Annotated in this window: 16 protein-coding genes and 1 tRNA gene; 9 read left to right on the top strand and 8 right to left on the bottom strand. The window is 66.1% G+C overall.

All coding sequences use genetic code 11. The features are described 5' to 3' along the window. Positions 1-4: 4 nt before the first annotated feature. Together VJ897_RS12760 and VJ897_RS12755 are read right to left on the bottom strand one after the other, a co-directional pair. Complete coding sequence (locus VJ897_RS12760) at positions 5-3,187, bottom strand: Hint domain-containing protein (RefSeq protein ID WP_324056069.1); 3,183 nt, start codon at positions 3,185-3,187, stop codon at positions 5-7. 674 nt (positions 3,188-3,861) lie between these two features. Next, positions 3,862-3,947: transfer RNA gene (locus tag VJ897_RS12755), tRNA-Leu, on the bottom strand. A gap of 135 nt (positions 3,948-4,082) precedes the next feature. On the opposite strand from VJ897_RS12755, the gene VJ897_RS12750 reads away from it, so the two are divergent. Beyond that, entirely contained in the window at positions 4,083-4,661 is a 579-nt protein-coding gene (locus VJ897_RS12750) for a YqaA family protein (protein ID WP_324056068.1), read from the top strand. Then, on the top strand, positions 4,658-5,107 hold the full coding sequence (locus VJ897_RS12745) for a disulfide bond formation protein B (RefSeq protein ID WP_324056067.1): 450 nt from the start codon (positions 4,658-4,660) through the stop codon (positions 5,105-5,107). The genes VJ897_RS12750 and VJ897_RS12745 overlap by 4 nt, the downstream gene beginning before the upstream one ends. On the opposite strand, the gene VJ897_RS12740 is transcribed toward VJ897_RS12745, so the two are convergent. Continuing rightward, positions 5,104-5,526 (bottom strand): Lrp/AsnC family transcriptional regulator, encoded by a 423-nt coding sequence (locus VJ897_RS12740; protein ID WP_324056138.1) that lies wholly within the window; start codon positions 5,524-5,526, stop codon positions 5,104-5,106. The genes VJ897_RS12745 and VJ897_RS12740 overlap by 4 nt on opposite strands. Positions 5,527-5,612: 86 nt before the next feature. On the opposite strand from VJ897_RS12740, the gene rocF reads away from it, so the two are divergent. Together rocF and ocd are read left to right on the top strand one after the other, a co-directional pair. Next, entirely contained in the window at positions 5,613-6,536 is a 924-nt protein-coding gene (gene rocF, locus VJ897_RS12735) for an arginase (RefSeq protein ID WP_324056066.1), read from the top strand. Beyond that, positions 6,533-7,576 carry an ornithine cyclodeaminase gene (gene ocd / locus VJ897_RS12730; protein ID WP_324056065.1) on the top strand — a complete coding sequence of 348 codons (1,044 nt, stop codon included), beginning with the start codon at positions 6,533-6,535 and terminating at the stop codon, positions 7,574-7,576. The genes rocF and ocd overlap by 4 nt, the downstream gene beginning before the upstream one ends. A gap of 6 nt (positions 7,577-7,582) precedes the next feature. On the opposite strand, the gene VJ897_RS12725 is transcribed toward ocd, so the two are convergent. Further along, positions 7,583-7,852: an usg protein gene (locus VJ897_RS12725; RefSeq protein ID WP_324056137.1), complete on the bottom strand. Its 270-nt coding sequence runs from the start codon at positions 7,850-7,852 to the stop codon at positions 7,583-7,585. A gap of 201 nt (positions 7,853-8,053) precedes the next feature. Here VJ897_RS12725 and gyrA point away from each other — a divergent pair, with 201 nt between their 5' ends. The 4 genes from gyrA to gluQRS are packed head-to-tail and all read left to right on the top strand — an operon-like array spanning position 8,054 to position 13,645. Next, on the top strand, positions 8,054-10,786 hold the full coding sequence (gene gyrA / locus VJ897_RS12720) for a DNA gyrase subunit A (protein ID WP_324056064.1): 2,733 nt from the start codon (positions 8,054-8,056) through the stop codon (positions 10,784-10,786). Between the two features lie 51 nt (positions 10,787-10,837). Further along, positions 10,838-12,193, top strand: coding sequence for a methylenetetrahydrofolate--tRNA-(uracil(54)-C(5))-methyltransferase (FADH(2)-oxidizing) TrmFO (trmFO, locus tag VJ897_RS12715; protein WP_324056063.1), 1,356 nt, complete (start codon positions 10,838-10,840; stop codon positions 12,191-12,193). 22 nt (positions 12,194-12,215) lie between these two features. Continuing rightward, the gene (locus tag VJ897_RS12710) at positions 12,216-12,824 is read left to right on the top strand and encodes a class I SAM-dependent DNA methyltransferase (RefSeq protein WP_324056062.1); all 609 of its coding nucleotides are present in this window, start codon (positions 12,216-12,218) and stop codon (positions 12,822-12,824) included. Beyond that, positions 12,821-13,645, top strand: a complete 825-nt coding sequence (gluQRS, locus tag VJ897_RS12705; RefSeq protein ID WP_324056061.1) for a tRNA glutamyl-Q(34) synthetase GluQRS — start codon at positions 12,821-12,823, stop codon at positions 13,643-13,645. Before VJ897_RS12710 ends, gluQRS begins: the two co-directional genes overlap by 4 nt. Here the strand turns inward: gluQRS and hisI are convergent. Further along, positions 13,642-14,004: a phosphoribosyl-AMP cyclohydrolase gene (gene hisI, locus VJ897_RS12700; RefSeq protein ID WP_324056060.1), complete on the bottom strand. Its 363-nt coding sequence runs from the start codon at positions 14,002-14,004 to the stop codon at positions 13,642-13,644. The genes gluQRS and hisI overlap by 4 nt on opposite strands. Before the next feature lie 68 nt (positions 14,005-14,072). Between hisI and VJ897_RS12695 the strand changes: the two genes are divergently transcribed. Then, on the top strand, positions 14,073-14,525 hold the full coding sequence (locus tag VJ897_RS12695) for an iron-sulfur cluster assembly scaffold protein (protein WP_324056059.1): 453 nt from the start codon (positions 14,073-14,075) through the stop codon (positions 14,523-14,525). A 265-nt stretch (positions 14,526-14,790) separates the two neighbouring features. Here the strand turns inward: VJ897_RS12695 and VJ897_RS12690 are convergent, their stop codons facing one another. The 3 genes from VJ897_RS12690 to ligA form a co-directional block, all read right to left on the bottom strand. Next, positions 14,791-14,913: a hypothetical protein gene (locus VJ897_RS12690; protein WP_324056058.1), complete on the bottom strand. Its 123-nt coding sequence runs from the start codon at positions 14,911-14,913 to the stop codon at positions 14,791-14,793. A gap of 105 nt (positions 14,914-15,018) precedes the next feature. After that, positions 15,019-17,109: an ATP-dependent DNA helicase RecG gene (gene recG / locus VJ897_RS12685; protein ID WP_324056057.1), complete on the bottom strand. Its 2,091-nt coding sequence runs from the start codon at positions 17,107-17,109 to the stop codon at positions 15,019-15,021. Next, positions 17,106-19,385 carry an NAD-dependent DNA ligase LigA gene (gene ligA, locus VJ897_RS12680; protein WP_324056056.1) on the bottom strand — a complete coding sequence of 760 codons (2,280 nt, stop codon included), beginning with the start codon at positions 19,383-19,385 and terminating at the stop codon, positions 17,106-17,108. The genes recG and ligA overlap by 4 nt, the downstream gene beginning before the upstream one ends. Positions 19,386-19,426 lie beyond the last annotated feature (41 nt).

The following is a 19,426-nucleotide window of genomic DNA, read 5'->3' as shown; positions in this document are numbered from 1 at the left end:
CATATCACTTCACGAGGAGCTTTGCCTCGTGCCGCTTCAAGGAGCGGCGCGCGGACTGGTAGCCGTCCAGCCCCGGCTTGCTGGCCAGTTCGGGGAAAAGCTCGAAGATCTCGTTGCGCTGGCTGTTTCCAAGACCCTTGAGGCTGTAGTCGCCGGGCTGGAAGCTTTCCGTCCAGCAGCCGTTGGACAGCACGACCTCGTGACGGTCGAACATGAAATGGATGTAGCTGGTCTGCATCGCATCCAGTTCATGCACCCCTTCGCTGCCCACCAGGTGCTTGGCCGCGGCCAGAACCTCGCGTTCCTCGAAATAAAGCTGGGTCAGGTCGCTGGCCACCAGCACGCGGTGGTTGGGCGAGACGACCATGTCACGCTCGGGCAAGCCGTTCCCGAGGGCCCCGGCCTTGATCAGGATCGGCTTGAGATGCGGATTGCGCGCCAGCTGCTGGCCCGCCATGTCCTTGCGGCCCGCCCAGCGGATTTCCTGGATGCCGTTGTCGCGGGTGATGATCCGGTCCCCCTCGCGCAGGTCCTCGACCAGCCGCTCGCCGCGCGGGGTGGCAATGGTCGTGCCGGGCGTGAAGCAGGGAATGACATTCTCGATTTCCTCGAAGGTCATCGTGGTGCCGTCCTGGAAGAACACCCGCCCGGATTCGGCATCCCCGGCCCCGCCGCCGACGCCGGGATCGGCATAGTCGATGTTGAGGACATTGGACCCGGTCAGGTCGAGCACGTCCCAATCGTCGGATTCGCCATCGCCATCCAGGTCTGGGTCCTCGCCGCCGACAACCACGTCGCCCGCGCCATCGCCGGGCGTGTCCACGATGAAGAGGTCATCGCCCAGACCGCCATCCTGTTCGTCGGCGCCTTGGCCGCCGATCAGGGTGTCCTCGCCCTCGCCGCCGCTCAGGCTGTCGTCGTCGACCCCACCGTCAAGGTAGTCGTCGCCGGTGCCGCCGAACAGCGTGTCGTCGTCATCGGCCCCGAAGATCGTGTCGTCGCCCGCCCCGCCGAACAACGTGTCGTTGTTGTTGTCGGTGACCAGGTCTTCGCCCGGGTCGTTGCTGTCGCCATCGCCGTCCAGATCGTCGGGCAGGTTGAGCACATCGGCCGGCCCCGGCGGCAGCCCGCCATAGATGGTATCGTCCCCATCCCCGCCGTATATCTCGTCGTTGCCTTCCGACCCGGTGATCGTGTCGTCGCCCGCCCCGGCCTCGACGTAGTCGTCGTCGAACCCGGTGCTGATGTGATCGTCGCCGTCCCCGCCGAAGACCGTGTCGTCGTCATCCCCGGTGATGATGGTGTCATTCCCGGCACCGCCGGTGACAAGGTCCTTGTCGTCGTGCGGGTCGGTATCCGCCGGATAGACCCCGGGGTAGCCGACATCCGGGTTGGGCAGGACCAGATCGGAACTGGTGTCGATGTAATCGTTGCCGTCGCCGCCATCGACCGTATCGCTGCCGTTGCCGCCGAAGATGCTGTCATCCCCGCCGTTGCCCTCGATCACGTCATCACCATCGCCGCCGTAGAGCACGTCATTGCCCTCGGGGCCGTTCCCTGTCACCGGGATGGTCTCGAAGGTCACGTCCGAGACATTGACCTGCTGATCGGTGAATTTGTTGTTGTCGTAATCAATCGAGATGCTCGACACCGGCCCGGCGATCGACACGAGGATCGACCCCTCTTCGGAGGCGGGCGTCACACGGTCGTGACTTTTATCATCGATGTCGCCGGTGGCCTGGTTGTCGTCGATGATCTGGTCGCCGGTTGCCGAGGTGATCTGGACATCGACCGGGTTGCCGTCGGCGTCAAAGGCATTGATCGTCACCCTGTCGACGTGGGTGTCGAGAAGCTGGGTCGCCAGGTCCACATCGTTGATGCGGAAGGCCACGTTCTGGACCTCGTCCTCGAAGGCTGCCGACGTCGACGAGAAGTTCAGAGTGGTCGTGGAGGTGTCGTCCCAGCCGCCTTCTCCGCCCTTGCCGTAAAGCGCAAGGCTCGAGTCCCCGTCGAAGCCCTCGCCCGTCTCGACATACATCTCCTCGTCGGAAATCGTGGCCGTCGCGCCGTGGTCCTGCGGGTTATAGTCGATGTCGACATTGATGCCGCCGGCGTCGTAGGACGTGGTGCCGCTCAACTGGGTGCCATCCGCGGCCACCTCCTCCCAGACCAGCGTCTTTGCCTCTGGCGCGGGGTTCGCCACGCCGTCGGGGCCGTCCCCGACGATCTTGTCGTTGCCGGTTCCGCCGAAGATGGTGTCATCGCCCGATCCGCCGGTCAGGTCGTCGTTGCCAGCCCCGCCGTGGACCTCATCGTCGCCCTTGCCGGCCAGGACGGTATCATCCCCGCCATAGGCCTCGATCAGGTCGTCGTCGCCGACATCCCCGGGCAGGATCGCGTCGTTGTTGTCGACCATGTCGCCTTCGGGATCGCCGGTATAGGCCACGTCGATCACGTCATCGCCAGCGGTGCCTTCGACCGTGCCGTCAAGGCCGGCAGGCGTGTCGAAGTTCACGTTATCCAGCGCGCCCGAGCCGTAGAAGATGACGTCCATGCTCGCGACGCCCACGATGCCGCCGAAATCGACCTCTTTCTGCCCGTTGTTCGGGGTCCAATGGGTCTCGTCGTAGATCACGTCGCCGTGCTCGTCCTTGAGCACGATACGCGCGCATTCCTCGACGTCGAGCAGGACCAGCGAGTTCATCGTAGACGGATTTGCGAAGTCGAAACGCAGCGTGCCGCCACCAGCCCGATCATCGGGTTCTACGTCGCCGTCATCCTCTTCGTCGTCGCCCTCCTCGTCGTCCTCTTCGTCGTCGCCCTCCTCGTCATCCTCTTCGTCGTCGCCCTCCTCGTCATCCTCTTCGTCGTCACCCTCCTCGTCGTCCTCTTCGTCGTCGCCCTCCTCGTCGTCACCCTCCTCGTCGCCCTCTTCGTCGTCACCCTCCTCGTCGTCCTCTTCGTCGTGGCTCTCTTCCTGGATGATCAGGACGTTGCCCAAATTGTCAGTGGCCAGATCGTCGTCGTCACCGGTCGGATCGCTCGTGTCAAAGACCATGGCGGGCGTCTCGTCATCGTTGACTTCGCCGTCCACGATCGAGGAGATCGTGACCCCCTGAGCCTGGTATTCATCGTCCACGACCGTGCCGGCGCCGAGGTCATCGAAGGTCAGGTTCACGTTTGTCATTTCAGCGTCTCCCGATCGGCCAGGCGTGCGGCCAAATTCGCAAAAATACCTCCCGGACAGACCCGGTCGGTGCCGACCCTGACAGGGCCGACTGGTTAATCATTTCTTGTCACGACAGTGGGGTTGTCACCCCAAGCTGCAGACATGCTCGAAACCGATGAGACATCGGCCCGGTGCGCCATGGCACCTCAGCCCCCAAGACTGGAATAAACCCATGCCGCAGTCTGACAAAGGGAAAAATGTCCGAAAGTTGTCGGCAACCGCCTGATTTCGGACGTAATTGGTTAACACAGACCCGCAAGAATCTTATTATTGCGGGAGGATTGTTTCGATTTGTGAAACTGACCCTGTCCTTAAGGAGAGTGAATCTCCGCTTTCGACGCCGAATTTACAACTCTGGGTAGATTTTTGCTTGGAATTCAATGTTTGGCCGAATGCGGCGCGCGGCGCCTTTTTCCCCGCCAAACAGCCGACAATTCCCCCAGGCGACCTGAGCAGTCCGTTACCGGATGCAGATCAATCCCACGGCCGATCCTGTTTCTTTCTCGAAACGAGAACAATTCGATTCGCCTTGCGTGGAGATGGCCCACCGGAATGTGGCAGGATCACGGCGGCGTGCCACAATCCGCCCGGCCCGAGCCGGACGTCATCCTGCCTTCGCCCTGGTACGGATTTGGTGCCGGTGGAGGGATTCGAACCCTCACGATGTTGCCATCGGGGGATTTTGAATCCCCTGCGTCTACCGTTCCGCCACACCGGCTGCCGGGATGCTCGATAGCCCCGCTCCGGCGCGAGGTCAACGCGGAAACGGCGCCCCCGGACCGGACCTCTATTGACCCCGGCGGGGTTCCGTGGCCTAAGGCCCCGCACCGACCCAGCCATCCCGGACCCCAGCATGATCCGCCGCCTCTACGACTGGACCATGTCCATGGCCGACCACCCCCGGGCGCTCTGGGTGCTTGCCGTGGTTGCCTTCGTTGAAAGCTCCGTCTTTCCGATCCCGCCCGATGTCCTGATGATCCCCATGATACTGGCCGCGCCGCGACGGGCCTGGCTGATCGCGGCTGTGTGCCTGGTGTTCTCGGTGCTTGGCGGGATGCTGGGCTATGCCATCGGGGCCTTCGCCTACGACTCCATCGGCCAGCCCATCCTCGAGGCGCTGGGAAAGGGCGACAGCATGGAAGCCTTCAACCAGCGTTTCAACGACGTGGGGTTCTGGGCGGTGCTGGTCGCGGGACTGACGCCCTTTCCCTACAAGGTCATCACGATCATGTCGGGCTGGACGGCCATGCCGGTCGGCACCTTCATCGTGACCTCGATCATCGCGCGGGGGCTGCGCTTTTTCATCGTAGCCGCCCTGTTGTGGCAGTTCGGCGCCCCGATCCGCGATTTCATCGAGCGCCGGCTCGGGCTTGTCTTCGCCGCCTTCTGTGTCCTACTCGTTGGCGGCTTCTACCTGGTGAGCCACCTATGACACGCACCCAGCTGACCTTTCTCGCCGCTGGCGGGTCCTTTGCCCTTCTGGCAGGCGCTTTCCTGTTCCAGGCGCTGGGCTACCCACCCTGTACGATGTGCCTTTGGCAGCGCTGGCCCCATGCGGCAGCCATCGTGATCGGGGCACTGGCCCTGGTGATCTGGCGTCCGGCCACGCCGCTCTTGCTGCTGGGCGCGCTGGCCGCGGCCACGACGGGCGGCATCGGGGTCTTTCATACGGGTGTCGAGCGCGGCTGGTGGGACGGCCCGGCCAGCTGCACCGGGTCGGATGCCGGGCTGGGCAGCGACCTGCTCTCGACCGATATCGCGCCCGTGGTCCTGTGTGACGAGGTCGTCTGGTCTCTCTTGGGCCTGTCCATGGCCAGCTACAACGCGCTGATATCATTCGCACTTGCCGCGCTCTGGGTCTGGGCCGCCCGCCGCTAACCGCGCCGCGTGGACAGCAACAGGTTGGTCTCGGATCGCGTGACCCCTTCCATCCGGCGAATGCGGAACAGCGTGCTGTCCAGGTCCAGCAGTGTCGGCGTGCCGATCTCGGCGATCAGGTCCCAATGGCCGTTGGTCGAATGCACCGCCTGGACCTCGGGCATGGCGGCCAGCAGCCGCATCACCCGTTCGGTGCCACGCCCCTCGATGCCCAGCATCATCAAGCCGCGCACCGGATGGGGCGAGACATCGGCGCGGGTCAGCACGGTGAAGCCCGAAATCTCGCCATTGTCGCGCAGCTTGTCCAGCCGCGCCCGCACCGTGGCGCGCGTGACCTTCAGGTCATGCGCCAGCTCAGACAGGCTGGCGCGGCCGTCGCGTTGCAGGGCGACGATCAGGGCCTTGTCCAATTCGTCCATCATGCTTGTCCATTTTAGGCATTGATAAATCACTTTGCGCAAATTGGCCAGTTCCCGGAGGGGTCGTTCCGGGCGATGACACTGGTATGAACCAAACGCATTGCATTCTCATTGGCGCCCCGGTGGACAGCGGCAAGCGCCGCGACGGTTGCCTGATGGGACCCGACGCCCTTCGCGTGGCGGGGCTGATCGACCAGCTGACCGCCCTCGGGCACACTGTCGCGGACCTGGGCAACCTTGCCCCCGAGCCGGTCGATATCCCCGCCGATGCGCATCTGCACGACCTGCCCACCACTGTCGGCTGGACCCGCACCCTGGCGCGTGCCGCGCGGCAGGCCGCGCCCCAAGGCCTGCCGATCTTCCTTGGCGGCGATCATGCACTGTCGCTGGGATCGGTCGCGGGCATGGCCGCGCACGCCGCGGAACAGGGCCGGCCGCTGTTCCTGCTCTGGCTCGATGCCCATTCCGATTTCAACACGCCGCAGACAACCCGATCCGGCCACCTTCACGGCACGCCGGTCGCCTACGTCACGGGCCAACCTGGGTTCGAAGCCTTTCCGCCGCTCGCAGCCCCCATTCCTTCCGACCGCGTTGCCATGATCGGCCTGCGGTCTGTCGATCCGGCCGAGCGGACCATGCTGGCGGAGACGGACATTGCGTTGACCGACATGCGCATGATCGACGAACACGGCATCGCCGGACCACTGGCGGCCTTCCTTGACCGGATCCGGGCGGCGGACGGGCTGTTGCATGTTTCGCTCGACGTCGATTTCCTCGACCCTGGGCTGGCCCCGGCCGTCGGCACCACCGTGCCCGGCGGGGCCAGTTTCCGCGAGGCGCACCTGGTCATGGAAATGCTGCACGACAGCGGCTGCCTCGCGGCGCTGGACCTGGTGGAACTCAACCCCTTCCTGGACGAACGCGGCCGCACGGCCTCGGCCATGGTCGACCTGGCTGCCTCTCTCATGGGCCGCCGGATATTTGACCGCCCGACACGGAGTTACGCATGACCGATCCTTCCGAACGGGCCCTCGTGCCCTTCGTTTCCGTCGAGAACATGATGCGCCTGGTGCACGAGATCGGGCTGGAAGAGATGCTGCGCCGCCTGGCCGGGACCATCGAGGCCGATTTCCTGCGCTGGGAAAGCTTCGACAAGACCCCGCGCGTCGCCAGCCACAGCCCCTTGGGCGTGATCGAGCTGATGCCGACCTCGGATGGCGAGCTTTACGGTTTCAAATACGTCAACGGGCATCCCCGCAACACCTATACCGGGCTGCAGACCGTCACCGCCTTCGGTCTGCTGGCCTCGGTCGAGACGGGCTACCCGGTGCTGCTGACGGAAATGACCCTGCTGACCGCGCTGCGCACCGCGGCGATGTCGGCGCTGGCGGGCAAACACCTCGCGCCGCCGGGCGCGACGACCATGGCGATGATCGGAAACGGCGCGCAATCGGAATTCCAGTGCCGCGCCTTCCAGGCGATCTGCGGCATCGACACGGTGCGGCTCTGGGACAAGGACCCGGCTGCGACCGAGAAATGCGCCCGCAACCTGGCCGGCAGCGAACTGACCGTGGTGCCCTGCTCCAGCGCCGAAGAGGCGATCGAAGGCGCCCAGATCCTGACAACCTGCACCGCCGACAAGCAATATGCCACGATCCTGTCTGACAACATGGTCGGCCCCGGCGTGCACATCAATGCCATCGGTGGAGACTGTCCCGGCAAGACCGAACTGGCGCCGGGCATCCTCAACCGGGCCTCGGTCTTCGTGGAATACCCGCCCCAGACCCGCGTCGAGGGCGAGATCCAGCAAATGGCGGAGGATCACCCTGTGGCCGAGCTGTGGGAGGTCTTCGCCGGCAAGGCCCCGGGGCGCCGGGATGCCGCCCAGATCACCCTTTTCGACAGCGTCGGCTTCGCGATCGAGGATTTCTCGGCGCTCAAGGTGATCCATGACAGCATCGCGGGCCGCGCCCATTACCAGTTGCTGGACCTGCTGGCCGACCCGGATGATCCCCGCGACCTTTACGGGATGCTGAACCGGGCGAAATGAGCTGCCCTAGTGATAGGTCAGCTCACCCACGACGTTGCGCCATTGGCCCGGCGCGATCAGCTTGCGGTGGGTGAAGCGGACCGAGTGCAACTGCCCCTCGATCTCGGCCTTCCAGAAGTCAATGAATCCCATCAGCCGGTCATGGTCGGGCGCCCGGTCGTAGTCCTGCCAGATGAAGCTGTTCAGCACGCTGGGATAGTCGGGCATACGGTAAAAAAACTCCGCCGTGGTCAGCCCGTAGCCCCGCAGCATCATTTCCGTTTCCTGTGTCATCACCCGCTCCGTTGTGGACCTTGCGTCCATGTGACGTCCGGAATGGTTAAGAAGTCAACAAAAACAGTTTGTTGGCAGACACCGCCCCTGGCTGCCAACGGACATTCACGGCGCCCATTGCACCCCATCCCTCGGGGGTGATATACCCTGCCCAACAATATCTAGACGTGCCCGGCCGATGCCCGGCACCAACAGGCGGCAAGCATGAGCGATACCCCGGAAACCCCTGGAAGCGAAGATGAAAATCGGCCCGACGGGTCCGGTTACGATGGCCCGTCCATCTCGATCTCGGACGAGATGAAGGCCTCTTACCTGGATTACGCCATGAGCGTGATCGTCAGCCGCGCGATCCCCGATCTGCGCGACGGCCTGAAGCCCGTTCACAGGCGCATTCTCTATGCCATGCACGAGGCGGGCAACACCCACGACAAGCCCTATCGCAAATCCGCGCGCGCCGTGGGCGACGTGATGGGGACCTACCACCCCCACGGCGACTCGGCGATCTACGACGCGCTGGTGCGCATGGCCCAGCCCTTTTCAATGTCGCTGCCGCTGCTGGATGGCCAGGGCAATTTCGGCTCGATGGACGGCGACAACCCGGCGGCCATGCGCTACACCGAAGTGCGCATGGACAAGCCCGCCAGCGCCCTGCTGGCCGATATCGACAAGGACACGGTCGATTTCCAGGACAACTACGATGGCCGTGACCGCGAGCCGACGGTCCTGCCCGCGCGGTTCCCGAACATGCTGGTCAACGGGGCGGGCGGCATCGCCGTGGGCATGGCCACGAACATCCCGCCGCACAACCTGGGCGAGGTCTGCGACGCGACGCTGGCGCTGATCGAGACCCCCGACCTGTCCAGCGAGGACCTGATCCAGTATGTCCCGGGCCCCGATTTCCCCACCGGCGGGGTGATGCTGGGCCGCTCGGGCGCCCGCAAGGCCTATCTGGAGGGGCGCGGCTCGGTCGTGGTGCGTGCCAAGGCCCAGGTCGAGGAGCTGCGCAAGGACCGCTGGGCCATCGTGGTGAACGAGATCCCCTACCAGGTGAACAAGGCCACGATGATCGACCGCATCGCCGAGGCGGCCCGCGACCGCAGGATCGAGGGCATCGCCCACGTGCAGGACGAGAGTGACCGGTCGGGCGTGCGCGTGGTGGTCGAGCTCAAGCGCGACGCCACCGCCGAGGTGGTTCTGAACCAGCTTTATCGCTTCACCCCGATGCAGACCTCCTTCGGGTGCAACATGCTGGCGCTCAACGGCGGTCGGCCCGAGACGTTGACCCTGCGCAAGTTCCTGAGCTATTTCATTGATTTCCGAGAAGACGTTGTGGCGCGCCGCACGGCCTACCTGCTGCGCAAGGCGCGCGAGCGCAGCCACGTGCTGTGCGGACTCGCCGTCGCCGTGTCCAACGTGGACGAGGTCGTTGCCACGATCCGGTCCTCGGCCGACGCGCCCGAGGCGCGGCGCCGGCTGATGGAGCGCCGCTGGCCTGCGGGCGACATCGTCGAATACCTGCGCCTGATCGACGACCCACTGCACCCGGTCAACGAGGACGGCACCTACAACCTGTCCGAGACGCAGGCCCGTGCCATCCTCGACCTGCGCCTGCAACGCCTCACCCAGCTCGGCGTGCAGGAGGTCACCGACGAACTCGAAGACCTGGCCGGCAAGATCAAGGAATACCTCGAAATTCTGGGGTCGCGCGAAAGGATCATGGGCATCATCGCGGACGAGCTGCGCGAGGTGAAAGAGCAATTCGCCGTGCCGCGCCGGACCAAGATCGTCGACTGGTCGGGCGACATGGACGACGAGGACCTCATTGAGCGCGAGGACATGGTCGTCACCGTTACCCAGGGCGGTTACATCAAGCGCACCGCGCTGGCCGATTTCCGCGCCCAGAAACGGGGCGGCAAAGGGCTTTCCGGCGGCAGCCTGAAAGAGGACGACGTGGTCACCACGCTCTTCGTGGCCAACACCCACACGCAGCTGCTGTTCTTCACCACGGATGGCATGGTCTACAAGCTCAAGACGTGGCGCCTCCCGCAGGGCGGGCGCACCTCCAAGGGCAAGGCCATCGTCAACATCCTGCCGATCCCCACGGGGGTATCCATCGCAGCGATCATGCCGGTGGACCGGGACGAAAAGGACTGGGATGACCTGCAGATCGTCTTCGCCACCAGCGCGGGCGACGTGCGGCGCAACCGGCTGTCGGACTTCACCAATGTCAAATCCAACGGCAAGATTGCCATGAAACTGCCTGAAGATGGCTCCGTAAGTCTTGTGAATGCAAGGATTTGCTCCGAGGGTGACGACGTGATGCTGACCACCAATGCGGGCCGGGCGATCCGGTTTCCGACCACCGATGTGCGGGTCTTCGCGGGCCGCAACTCCACCGGTGTGCGCGGCATCAAGCTGTCGGGGTCGGACCATGTCGTGTCGATGTCCGTGATCCGCCATTTCGAGGCCGAGGCCGAGGAACGTGCGGCCTACCTGAAGATGCGCCGTGCCATGGCCGGCATCACCGAAGAGGCCGAGAACGAGGATGACGAGGCCCCCGCCGGCGAACTCGGCCCCGCGCGTTATGCCGAGATGTCGGCCGCCGAGAACCTGATCCTGACGATCACCGCGGGTGGGTCCGGCAAGCTGTCGTCGTCGCATGATTACCCGGTGCGCGGGCGTGGCGGCATGGGTGTCGCGGCGATGGACAAGGCCATGCGCGGCGGCAGGATCGTGGCCTCCTTCCCGGTGGAGCTGGACGACCAGATCATGCTGGCCACGTCCAAGGGCCAATCGATCCGCGTGCCCGTGGAAGGCATTTCCTTCCGCTCGCGCAGCGCCGGCGGCGTCAAGGTATTCAACACCGGCAAAGGCGAGGAAGTGGTCAGCGTCGCATGGATCGCCGATCAGGGCGACGAGGATGCCGACCAGGACTGAGCGCGGAGCCCGGGGTTTTCTCTGGGCCCGTGACACACTATCTGGACTGCCATGACACAGATACTTCACATCGTCGGCGGCGGTATGGCCGGGTCAGAGGCCGCATGGCAGGCCGCCAACGCGGGGTGTCACGTGGTCATCCACGAAATGCGCCCCGGGGTCGAGACCTTTGCCCATCGCACCGGCAACCTGGCCGAAATGGTCTGTTCCAACTCCTTCCGCTCGGATGACGACGAACAGAACGCGGTGGGGCTGCTCCACTGGGAGATGCGTCAGGCGGGTGGTATCATCATGGCTACAGCCGATGCCCACAAGCTGCCCGCTGGCGGCGCGCTGGCCGTCGACCGCGATCCATTCGCCGCGGCCGTCACGGAAACGCTGACCGCGCATCCGAAGATCAGCGTGTCGTACGAGGAAATCGACGCCCTGCCCGACGACGGTCACTGGATCATTGCCACCGGGCCGCTGACCTCGGGACCGCTGGCCGAGGCGATCCGGGCAGAGACCGGCGCCGAGGCGCTCGCCTTCTTCGATGCCATCGCACCCATCGTCTATGCCGAGACCATCGACATGGGGCAGGCCTGGGAACAATCGCGCTATGACAAGGGCGAGACCGAGGAAGAACAGAAGGCCTACATCAACTGCCCGATGACCAGGGACCAGTACGAGGCCTTCATCGACGCCCTGCTGGCCGCAGACAAGACCGAGTTCAAGGACGGCGAAACCGCCGGCTACTTCGACGGTTGCCTGCCCATCGAGGTCATGGCCGCGCGCGGTCGCGAGACCCTGCGCCACGGCCCCATGAAGCCCATCGGCCTGACGAACCCCCATTTCCCCGAAGACAAACCTCATGCAGTGGTTCAACTTCGTCGAGACAACGCATTGGGAACGCTTTATAATATAGTCGGCTTCCAGACCAAGATGAAGTATGGCGCGCAAACGGAGGTCTTTCGCATGATCCCCGGGTTGCAGGACGCGACCTTCGCCCGACTCGGTGGCATACACCGCAACACCTTTCTGAATGCGCCCACCCTGCTCGACGGTCAGATGCGCCTGAGAACGAAGCCGAACATCCGCTTTGCGGGTCAGATCACTGGCGTCGAGGGCTATGTCGAAAGCGCCGCCATGGGTCTTCTGGCCGGACGGCTGGCCGTGGCCGAGATCACGGGCACGCCTTTGCCACCGGTTCCGCAGACCACCGCCATGGGCGCGCTTGTCACGCATATCACCGGCGGGGCCGAGGCCAAGACCTTCCAGCCCATGAACGTCAACTTCGGGCTGTTTCCCCCCGTCGAAGGACTCAGGCCCGGGCGCCGCGGCCGCAAGGACCGCTACCGCGCCTACACGGACCGCGCCAAGACCGACTGGCAGGCATGGCTGGCCGCCACAGCACTGGACGCCGCCTGACCCGGCCACTAGCCTGTCCGCCATGACAGACGACAATTCAACCCCCGCCAACCTCTGGACCCCACGCCCGGTCGAGGAGACGATCGACGTCTACCGCGACTGGGCCGGGGCCTACGACGCCGACCTTGAAACCTACGGCTATCACACCCCGACCCGGCTGGCGGCGGCGCTGGCTCGCCATGTCGCCCCCGAGACCACGGTTCTGGACTTCGGCTGCGGCACCGGGATTTCCGGCGCCGCGCTGCTGCAGCAAGGGTTCAACCACCTGCATGGCACCGATGTGACGGCAGAAATGGTCGATATCGCCCGCGGGAAGTCACTTTACGAAAAGCTCTGGGTCGGCGAACCCGGTGCGGACCTGCCGCGCAGCTATGACGCCATCGTCGCTGTGGGGGTGGTCAGCCTCGGCGCCGCGCCGCCGGAAACCCTGAGCCTGTTGATCGCGCATCTCTCGCCGGGCGGGGTCCTGGCCCTGTCCTTCAACGATCCCACGGTCGAGAACGGCAGTTATGACGCCGTGCTGGAGGGCCATGTCGCCGCCGCCGACGTGACCGTGCTCTCGCGCGAACATGGTCCCCACCTGGAGGCCAAGGAGATGGGCTCGGACGTGATCGTTCTCCGACGGGAATGATAACTCGCTTCGCGCCCTCGCCCACGGGGCGACTGCACCTTGGTCATGCCTATTCGGCGCTGACCGTCTGGCGGGTGGCGCGGGACCTGGGCGGCATGGCCCTGTTGCGGATCGAGGATACCGACAGCACCCGCTGTCGCGCCGAATTCGAGGCTGCAATTCTGGATGATCTGCGCTGGCTCGGGCTGGACTGGCCCCGGCCGGTGCGGCGCCAATCCGAGCACCTGGCGGACTATGCGCGCGCGCTTGACGATCTCGCCGCGCGCGGGCTGCTCTACCCGTGTTCCTGTTCGCGCTCGGCCATCAAGACGGCAGGCGCGCGCCCCGGCTGGGACGGGCTGGTCTATCCCGGAACCTGCCGCCATCGGCCCATGAAGGATACCGGGGCCGGCGATGCCCTGCGCCTGGACCTGGGCCGCGCCCTTGAGCAGGTCGGCCCGCTGCCCGCCTTCACCGAGATCGGGCCACTGCATCGCGGCACCCACCGGCCTGACCCCGACCAGCTGATCGGCTTGATCGGCGACCCGGTGCTGCGCCGCAAGGAAACCGGCGATCCAGCCTATCACCTGGCCTGCCCCCTTGACGATGGCATCCAGGGCATCACCCACGTGGTGCGTGGAGCCGACCTGTGGCACGCCACCTTCCTGCACGTCTTGATCCAGCGGCTGATGGACTGGCCGGTGCCGATCTATCACCATCACGACCTGATCCGCGACGCGGCGGGACAGCGCCTGGCAAAGATCGACGCCTCCAGGGCGCTGGCGGCCTATCGCGCCGACGGCGTGGACCCTGCCGGGATTCGCGCCATGGTCGGGCTCTAGTCCGTCATGGGGTGCATCAGCTCGACCTCGTCCCCGCCAGTCACCGAGGTGTAGAAACACGAGCGCCGGTTGGTATGGCAGGCCGGGCCGGTCTGGCGCACCACGGCCAGCAGGCAATCACGGTCGCAATCGACGCGCAGATCGACAAGGGCCTGCACGTGGCCGCTGCTCTCACCCTTGACCCAGAAGGCCTGCCGCGAGCGCGACCAGTAGGTGACGCGACCGGTTTCGAGCGTTTTCTCGACGGCCTGGCGGGTCATCCAGGCCATCATAAGCACGGTGCCATCGGCGGCATCCTGGGCGATGCAGGGCACGAGACCATCCGCATCATAGGTCAAACTCGCGGGATCGAAGGCCATGTCAGATTTCCTTTGGCATCGGGGATCGGCAGGCCTATTTATTGGGCAGGACAGCCGAAGGCAAACTCATGAGCACAGAGACCGACCTGATCAAGCTCTATTCCACCCGGATTCTCGGCCTGGCGGCGGAGATCCCGCGGCTGGGGCGGCTTGACGCCCCGGACGGCACCGGACGGGTGCGCTCGCCGCTCTGTGGCTCCACCGTCTCGGTTGACCTGCGGGTCGAGGATGGCAAGATCACCGACTATGGGCAGGACGTGAAGGCCTGTGCGCTGGGTCAAGCCTCGGCGGCCGTGGTGGCCGCCAATGTCATCGGCACCACCGAACCCCAGGTGCAGGCCGCCCGCGACCAGCTGTATGCCATGCTCAAACAGGACGGCCCCGCGCCCGAGGCGCCTTTCGACGGGCTTGAGGTGCTGCAACCGGCCAGAGACTACAAGAACCGCCACGCCTCTATCCTGCTGGCCCTGGACGCGACACTGGAAGCCTTCAAGGCCGCGCGCGAGGCCCATTGCGCCTGATCCGCTCCGCGGATTGCAGCGCGTATCCCTTCACCCCCGAGCCGGGTGGCACCGCGCCTGCCCTGACAAGAAAAAACCGCCGCGCCCCGGGACAGGGAACGCGGCGGCAGGTTTGCGCCCCGGGTCCGGCCGCGATCGGGAGAGGCAGGTCCCGGGCGGTGTGATGGCGGACGGCAGGTCCGTCCTGGACAGGCAGTGTCAGGTCGTCAGTGCATCGAAGGTGGGACAGGCGATGCAGAACGTCCGGACCGGGGCGCGAGGCAGATCACAAAAGCGTGGGCAGGTGCAGCGCGACCACCAGCAGAATCATCAGCGCGGCGGCGCCGAAGGCATCGGCCACCAGCGTGTCGCGCGACCGGGCAATCGCCTGTCTGATCTCATTGGCCATATCGCTGCTCCTTTCCGTTCTCCTGTTGCCACTTTGTTCTCATTAACCAAGTCTTAATGCAAGAACTTTTTAGGAACATTAGTGAACAAAATTGATCGGAAGCAATTAACCCACTGATATCAAACGAATTGCCCGGTCCTGCTCCATCAGCCAGAGCAGCACGCGCGCCGCCTGGCCGCGGTCCGACGTCAGGTCGGCATCATCGGCCAGCAGCTTGCGCGCGTCCTGCTGGGCCAGGGCCATGAGGGCCGACTGCCGCTCGATATCCGCGATGCGAAAGCGCGGCAGCCCCGATTGCGCAGTGCCGATCACGTCGCCCGCACCGCGCATGGCCAGGTCTTCCTCGGAAATACGGAACCCGTCCTCGGTCTCGCGCAGGATCTCCAGGCGCCGCCGCCCGGTGTCGGACAGTGGAGCTTGATACATGAGCAGGCAGGTGGACTGCGCGGCGCCGCGCCCCACCCGGCCGCGCAGCTGGTGCAACTGGGCCAGCCCGAAGCTCTCGGCGCGCTCGATCACCATGATCGAGGCATTGGGCACGTTCACTCCCACCTCGATCACCGTGGTGGCCACCAACACGCCGGTCTCGCCGGTCACGAAACGGGCCATGGCGGCATCCTTGTCCGCCGGGTCCATGCGGCCATGTACCAGCCCGACAACCCCCTCGCCCAGCGTCGCACGCAATCTCTTGAAACGGTCCTCGGCGGCGGTCAGCTCGCTGACCTCGGACTCCTCGACCAGCGGGCAGACCCAGTAGGCCTGGCGGCCCTCGGCCACGGCCCTGCGCAGGTGCTCGGTCACTTCGTCAAGGCGACCGGTGCTGACCACGCTTGTCGTGACCGGCGTGCGCCCGGGCGGTTTTTCATCCAGGACCGAAACATCCATGTCCCCGAATTGCGCCAATGCCAGCGACCGCGGGATCGGCGTCGCGGTCATGACCAGAACGTCGACCGCAGCCCCCTTGGCGCCCAGTTGCATCCGCTGCGAGACACCGAAGCGGTGCTGTTCGTCGACGATGGCCAGCCGCAGGTCGTGAAAGGCGACATCCTGCTGGAACACCGCGTGGGTGCCGACCAGGATGCCGATGTCGCCGCGTTCAAGTGCGGCCAGCTTGGCGCGGCGCTCGGCCCCCTTGTCGCGGCCCGTGAGCAGCTCGAGCCGCACGCCCGCCGACGCCGCCAGGGGCGCCAGCCCCTCCATGTGCTGGCGCGCGAGGATCTCGGTCGGCGCCATCATGACGCCCTGCCCGCCCGCCTCGACCGCGGCGAGCAGCACCAGAAGGGCGACCAGTGTCTTGCCCGCGCCGACGTCGCCCTGAAGCAGGCGATTCATCCGCTTGGGCGCGGCCATGTCGGCAGTGATCTCCTCGACCGCGCGGGTCTGTGCGCCGGTGGGCGCATAGGGCAGACCGGCCAGAACCCCGGCACGCAACCGGCCATCGCCCCGCGTCGCCTGCCCCTTGCCGCGCCGTTGGGTCGCGCGCGCCAGCGCCAGCGTCAACTGATGGGCCAGCAATTCGTCATAGGCCAGTCTTTGCCGCGCGGGCGAGGTCGGCGCCAGTTCGGCCCCCGACAGCGGCGCATGGGCGGTGTCCAGCGCGGCCTTCCATTCGGGCCAACCCTCGCGCGCGCGCAGGGCCGGGTCGATCCATTCCGGCAAATCCGGCGCCCGCGCCAGCGCCGCCCGGGTCGCCTTGAACATGACCCGTTGCGTGACCGAGCCGGTCAGCGGGTAGACCGGCTCGTAGGGCGGGATCTGCCCGGCCTCGTCGGGCCGCAGGACATGATCGGGGTGCACCATCTGCGCGATGCCGTCGAACAGCTCGACCTTGCCGGAAATCACGCGCCGCTGGCCACTGGGCAGGATGCGGCGCAGGTAGTCGCCACGGGCATGAAAAAAGACCAGCTGGAAACTGGTCTGCGCATCTTCCACGATAACGCGGTAGGGTCGGCCGCGCTGCGCGGGCGGGCGGTGCTCGCCCACGACCACCTCGACCGTGCAATGGGCCGGCGGGACAAGGTCGCGCACCGTCGCCCGGCGCGACCGGTCCACGCCGCTGTACGGCAGCGTGAAGACCATGTCGCGCGGCTTTTCGATGCCGCCCGCGGCAAGCTGCTGGGCCAGTTTCGGACCGACCCCGTCCAGGGTCGTCAGGTCAGCGAAGAGCGGAAACAGGACTTCCGGCCGGGTGCTCATGGCGCACCGATCAGCGACAGCCAGCCGTCCTCGTCGAGGGTCTCGATGCCCAGCTCGGCGGCCTTTTTCGCCTTGGACCCGGCCCCCGGCCCGGCAACCAGTAGGTCGGTCCTGGCGCTGACCGACCCTGCGACCTTGGCCCCCAGAGCCTCGGCCCGAGCCTTGGCCTCGGCCCGGGTCATCTTTTCCAGGCTGCCGGTAAAGACCACCGTCTTGCCTGCGACCGGACTGTCACCGGCGCGGGAGTCCGGCGGCCTGATGTCGGTCAGTTCGGCGGTCAGCCGGTCAATGGCGGCGCGTTCGTGATCGTTGGCAAAGGCATCGGACAGCGACAGCGCCAACACCGGGCCGATGCCGTCGGCGCCGATCAGGTCGTCCCAGGCTTCTTGCGCGGCGGCGCGGATGTCCTGCTTTTCCAGCGCCGCCTTGCGGGCCTCGGCGATGCGGGCGCGGCGCCCCTCCTCGGATGCGCGCCGCCGTTCCGTCTCGGCGGCTTCATCCGCCGCGCGATGGGCCAGCGCGGCGGGCCGGGCCCTGTCCAGCGCGCGCACCATGGCATCCCAGCCGCCGTAATGGCGCGCCAGATCCTGGGCGGCGACCTCGCCCGCGTGCCGGATGCCCAGCCCGAACAGAAGCCGCGCCATGGGAATGGCACGCTTGTCCTCGATGGCCTGGAACAGGTTGCTCGCACTGGTCTCGCCCCAGCCCTCGCGATTGGCCAGCTTCGACAGGTTCTCCGCATCCCGGCGTTGCAGCGTGAAGATATCCGCCGGCTCGCGCAGCGGCAGCTGGTCGTCGTGGTAAAAGGCCTCGACTTGCTTGGCACCCAGCCCCTCTATGTCCATGGCCCCGCGCGAGACGAAGTGCTTGAGCTTTTCCACGGCCTGGGCGGGGCAGATCAAGCCGCCAGTGCAGCGGCGCACCGCGTCGCCCTCTTCACGGATCGCCGGGGAGCCGCATTCCGGGCAGGTATCGGGAAACCGGTAGGCTTGGGCATCTTCCGACCGCTTCGCCAGGTCCACATCTGCCACCTTGGGGATCACGTCGCCCGCGCGATACACCTGCACCCAATCGCCCGGGCGGATATCCTTGCCGCCGCGAATGTCCTCGCCCGAGGCACCGCGTCCGGCGATGTAATCCTCGTTGTGCAAGGTGGCATTGGAGACGACGACCCCGCCAACCGTGACAGGACGCAAGCGGGCGACGGGGCTGAGCGCCCCGGTCCGGCCGACCTGGATGTCGATTCCCTCTAGCCGGGTCCAGGCGAGCTCGGCCGGAAACTTGTGGGCGATGGCCCATCGCGGTGTTGTCGAACGGTAGCCCAGACGCTGTTGCAGCGCGAGGTCGTCCACCTTGTAGACGACCCCGTCGATGTCATACCCCAGCGTGGCGCGCCGGTCTTCGATGCGGCGATAATGGGCCAGCATATCCTCCACCGACCCGCAGACCCGGGTCAGTGGGTTGGTGGTGAAGCCGAGCGCGTCGAGCCGGTCGAGCGCACCCATTTGGGTCTTGGCCAGCGGCGCGGACAGCGCCCCCCAGGCATAGGCAAAGAAGCGCAGCGGGCGGGATTTCGTGATGCTGGCGTCCAGTTGCCGCAGCGACCCGGCGGCGGCGTTGCGCGGGTTGGCGAAGGTCTTGGCGCCCTTTTCCGCCTGCCGCGCATTCAACGCCTCGAAGTCGGCATGAGACATGTAGACCTCGCCGCGCACTTCCAGCACGTCGGGGGCATCGGTCAGCCGCGTCGGAATTGCGTCGATGGTGCGCGCATTGGCGGTGACGTTCTCGCCGGTCTCACCGTCGCCACGGGTCGCGGCATGGACCAGCGCGCCGCCCTCGTAACGCAGCGACAGGCTCAGCCCGTCGATCTTGGGCTCGGCGGTATAGGTCAGCGGGGCCTCGGGGCCGAGGTTCAGGTAACTGCGAATCGACTGGTCGAAATCGGCCACGTCCTGTGCGTCGAAAGCATTGGCCAGGGACAGCATCCGCACCGCGTGGGTGATCTTGCCGAAGGCTTCGACCGGGGCGGCGCCGACCCGGTCCGAGGGGCTGTCGGCGCGTTTGAGGTCCGGGAAGCGGGCCTCGATCTCCGCGTTGCGCCGCTTGAGCGCGTCATACTCTGCGTCGCTCATCTCGGGGGCGTCGTCGCCGTGATAAGCGGCTTCGGCGCGGGCCAGAACCCCGGCCAGCCGCGCCAGTTCCCGGGCTGCCTGCGCCTCGGTCAGGGCCTCTGTCGCGATATCTTCGGTCACCGCTGGTCCCCCTTCGCTCACCATGGCTCAAGTGATAGGGGGCCGCCCCGGTGTCGTCCAGCCCG

Origin of the sequence: Salibaculum sp. (assembly GCF_035270045.1) — a bacterium.
Lineage (GTDB): Bacteria > Pseudomonadota > Alphaproteobacteria > Rhodobacterales > Rhodobacteraceae > Salibaculum.
This window is presented reverse-complemented; position numbering and strand designations above follow the sequence as displayed.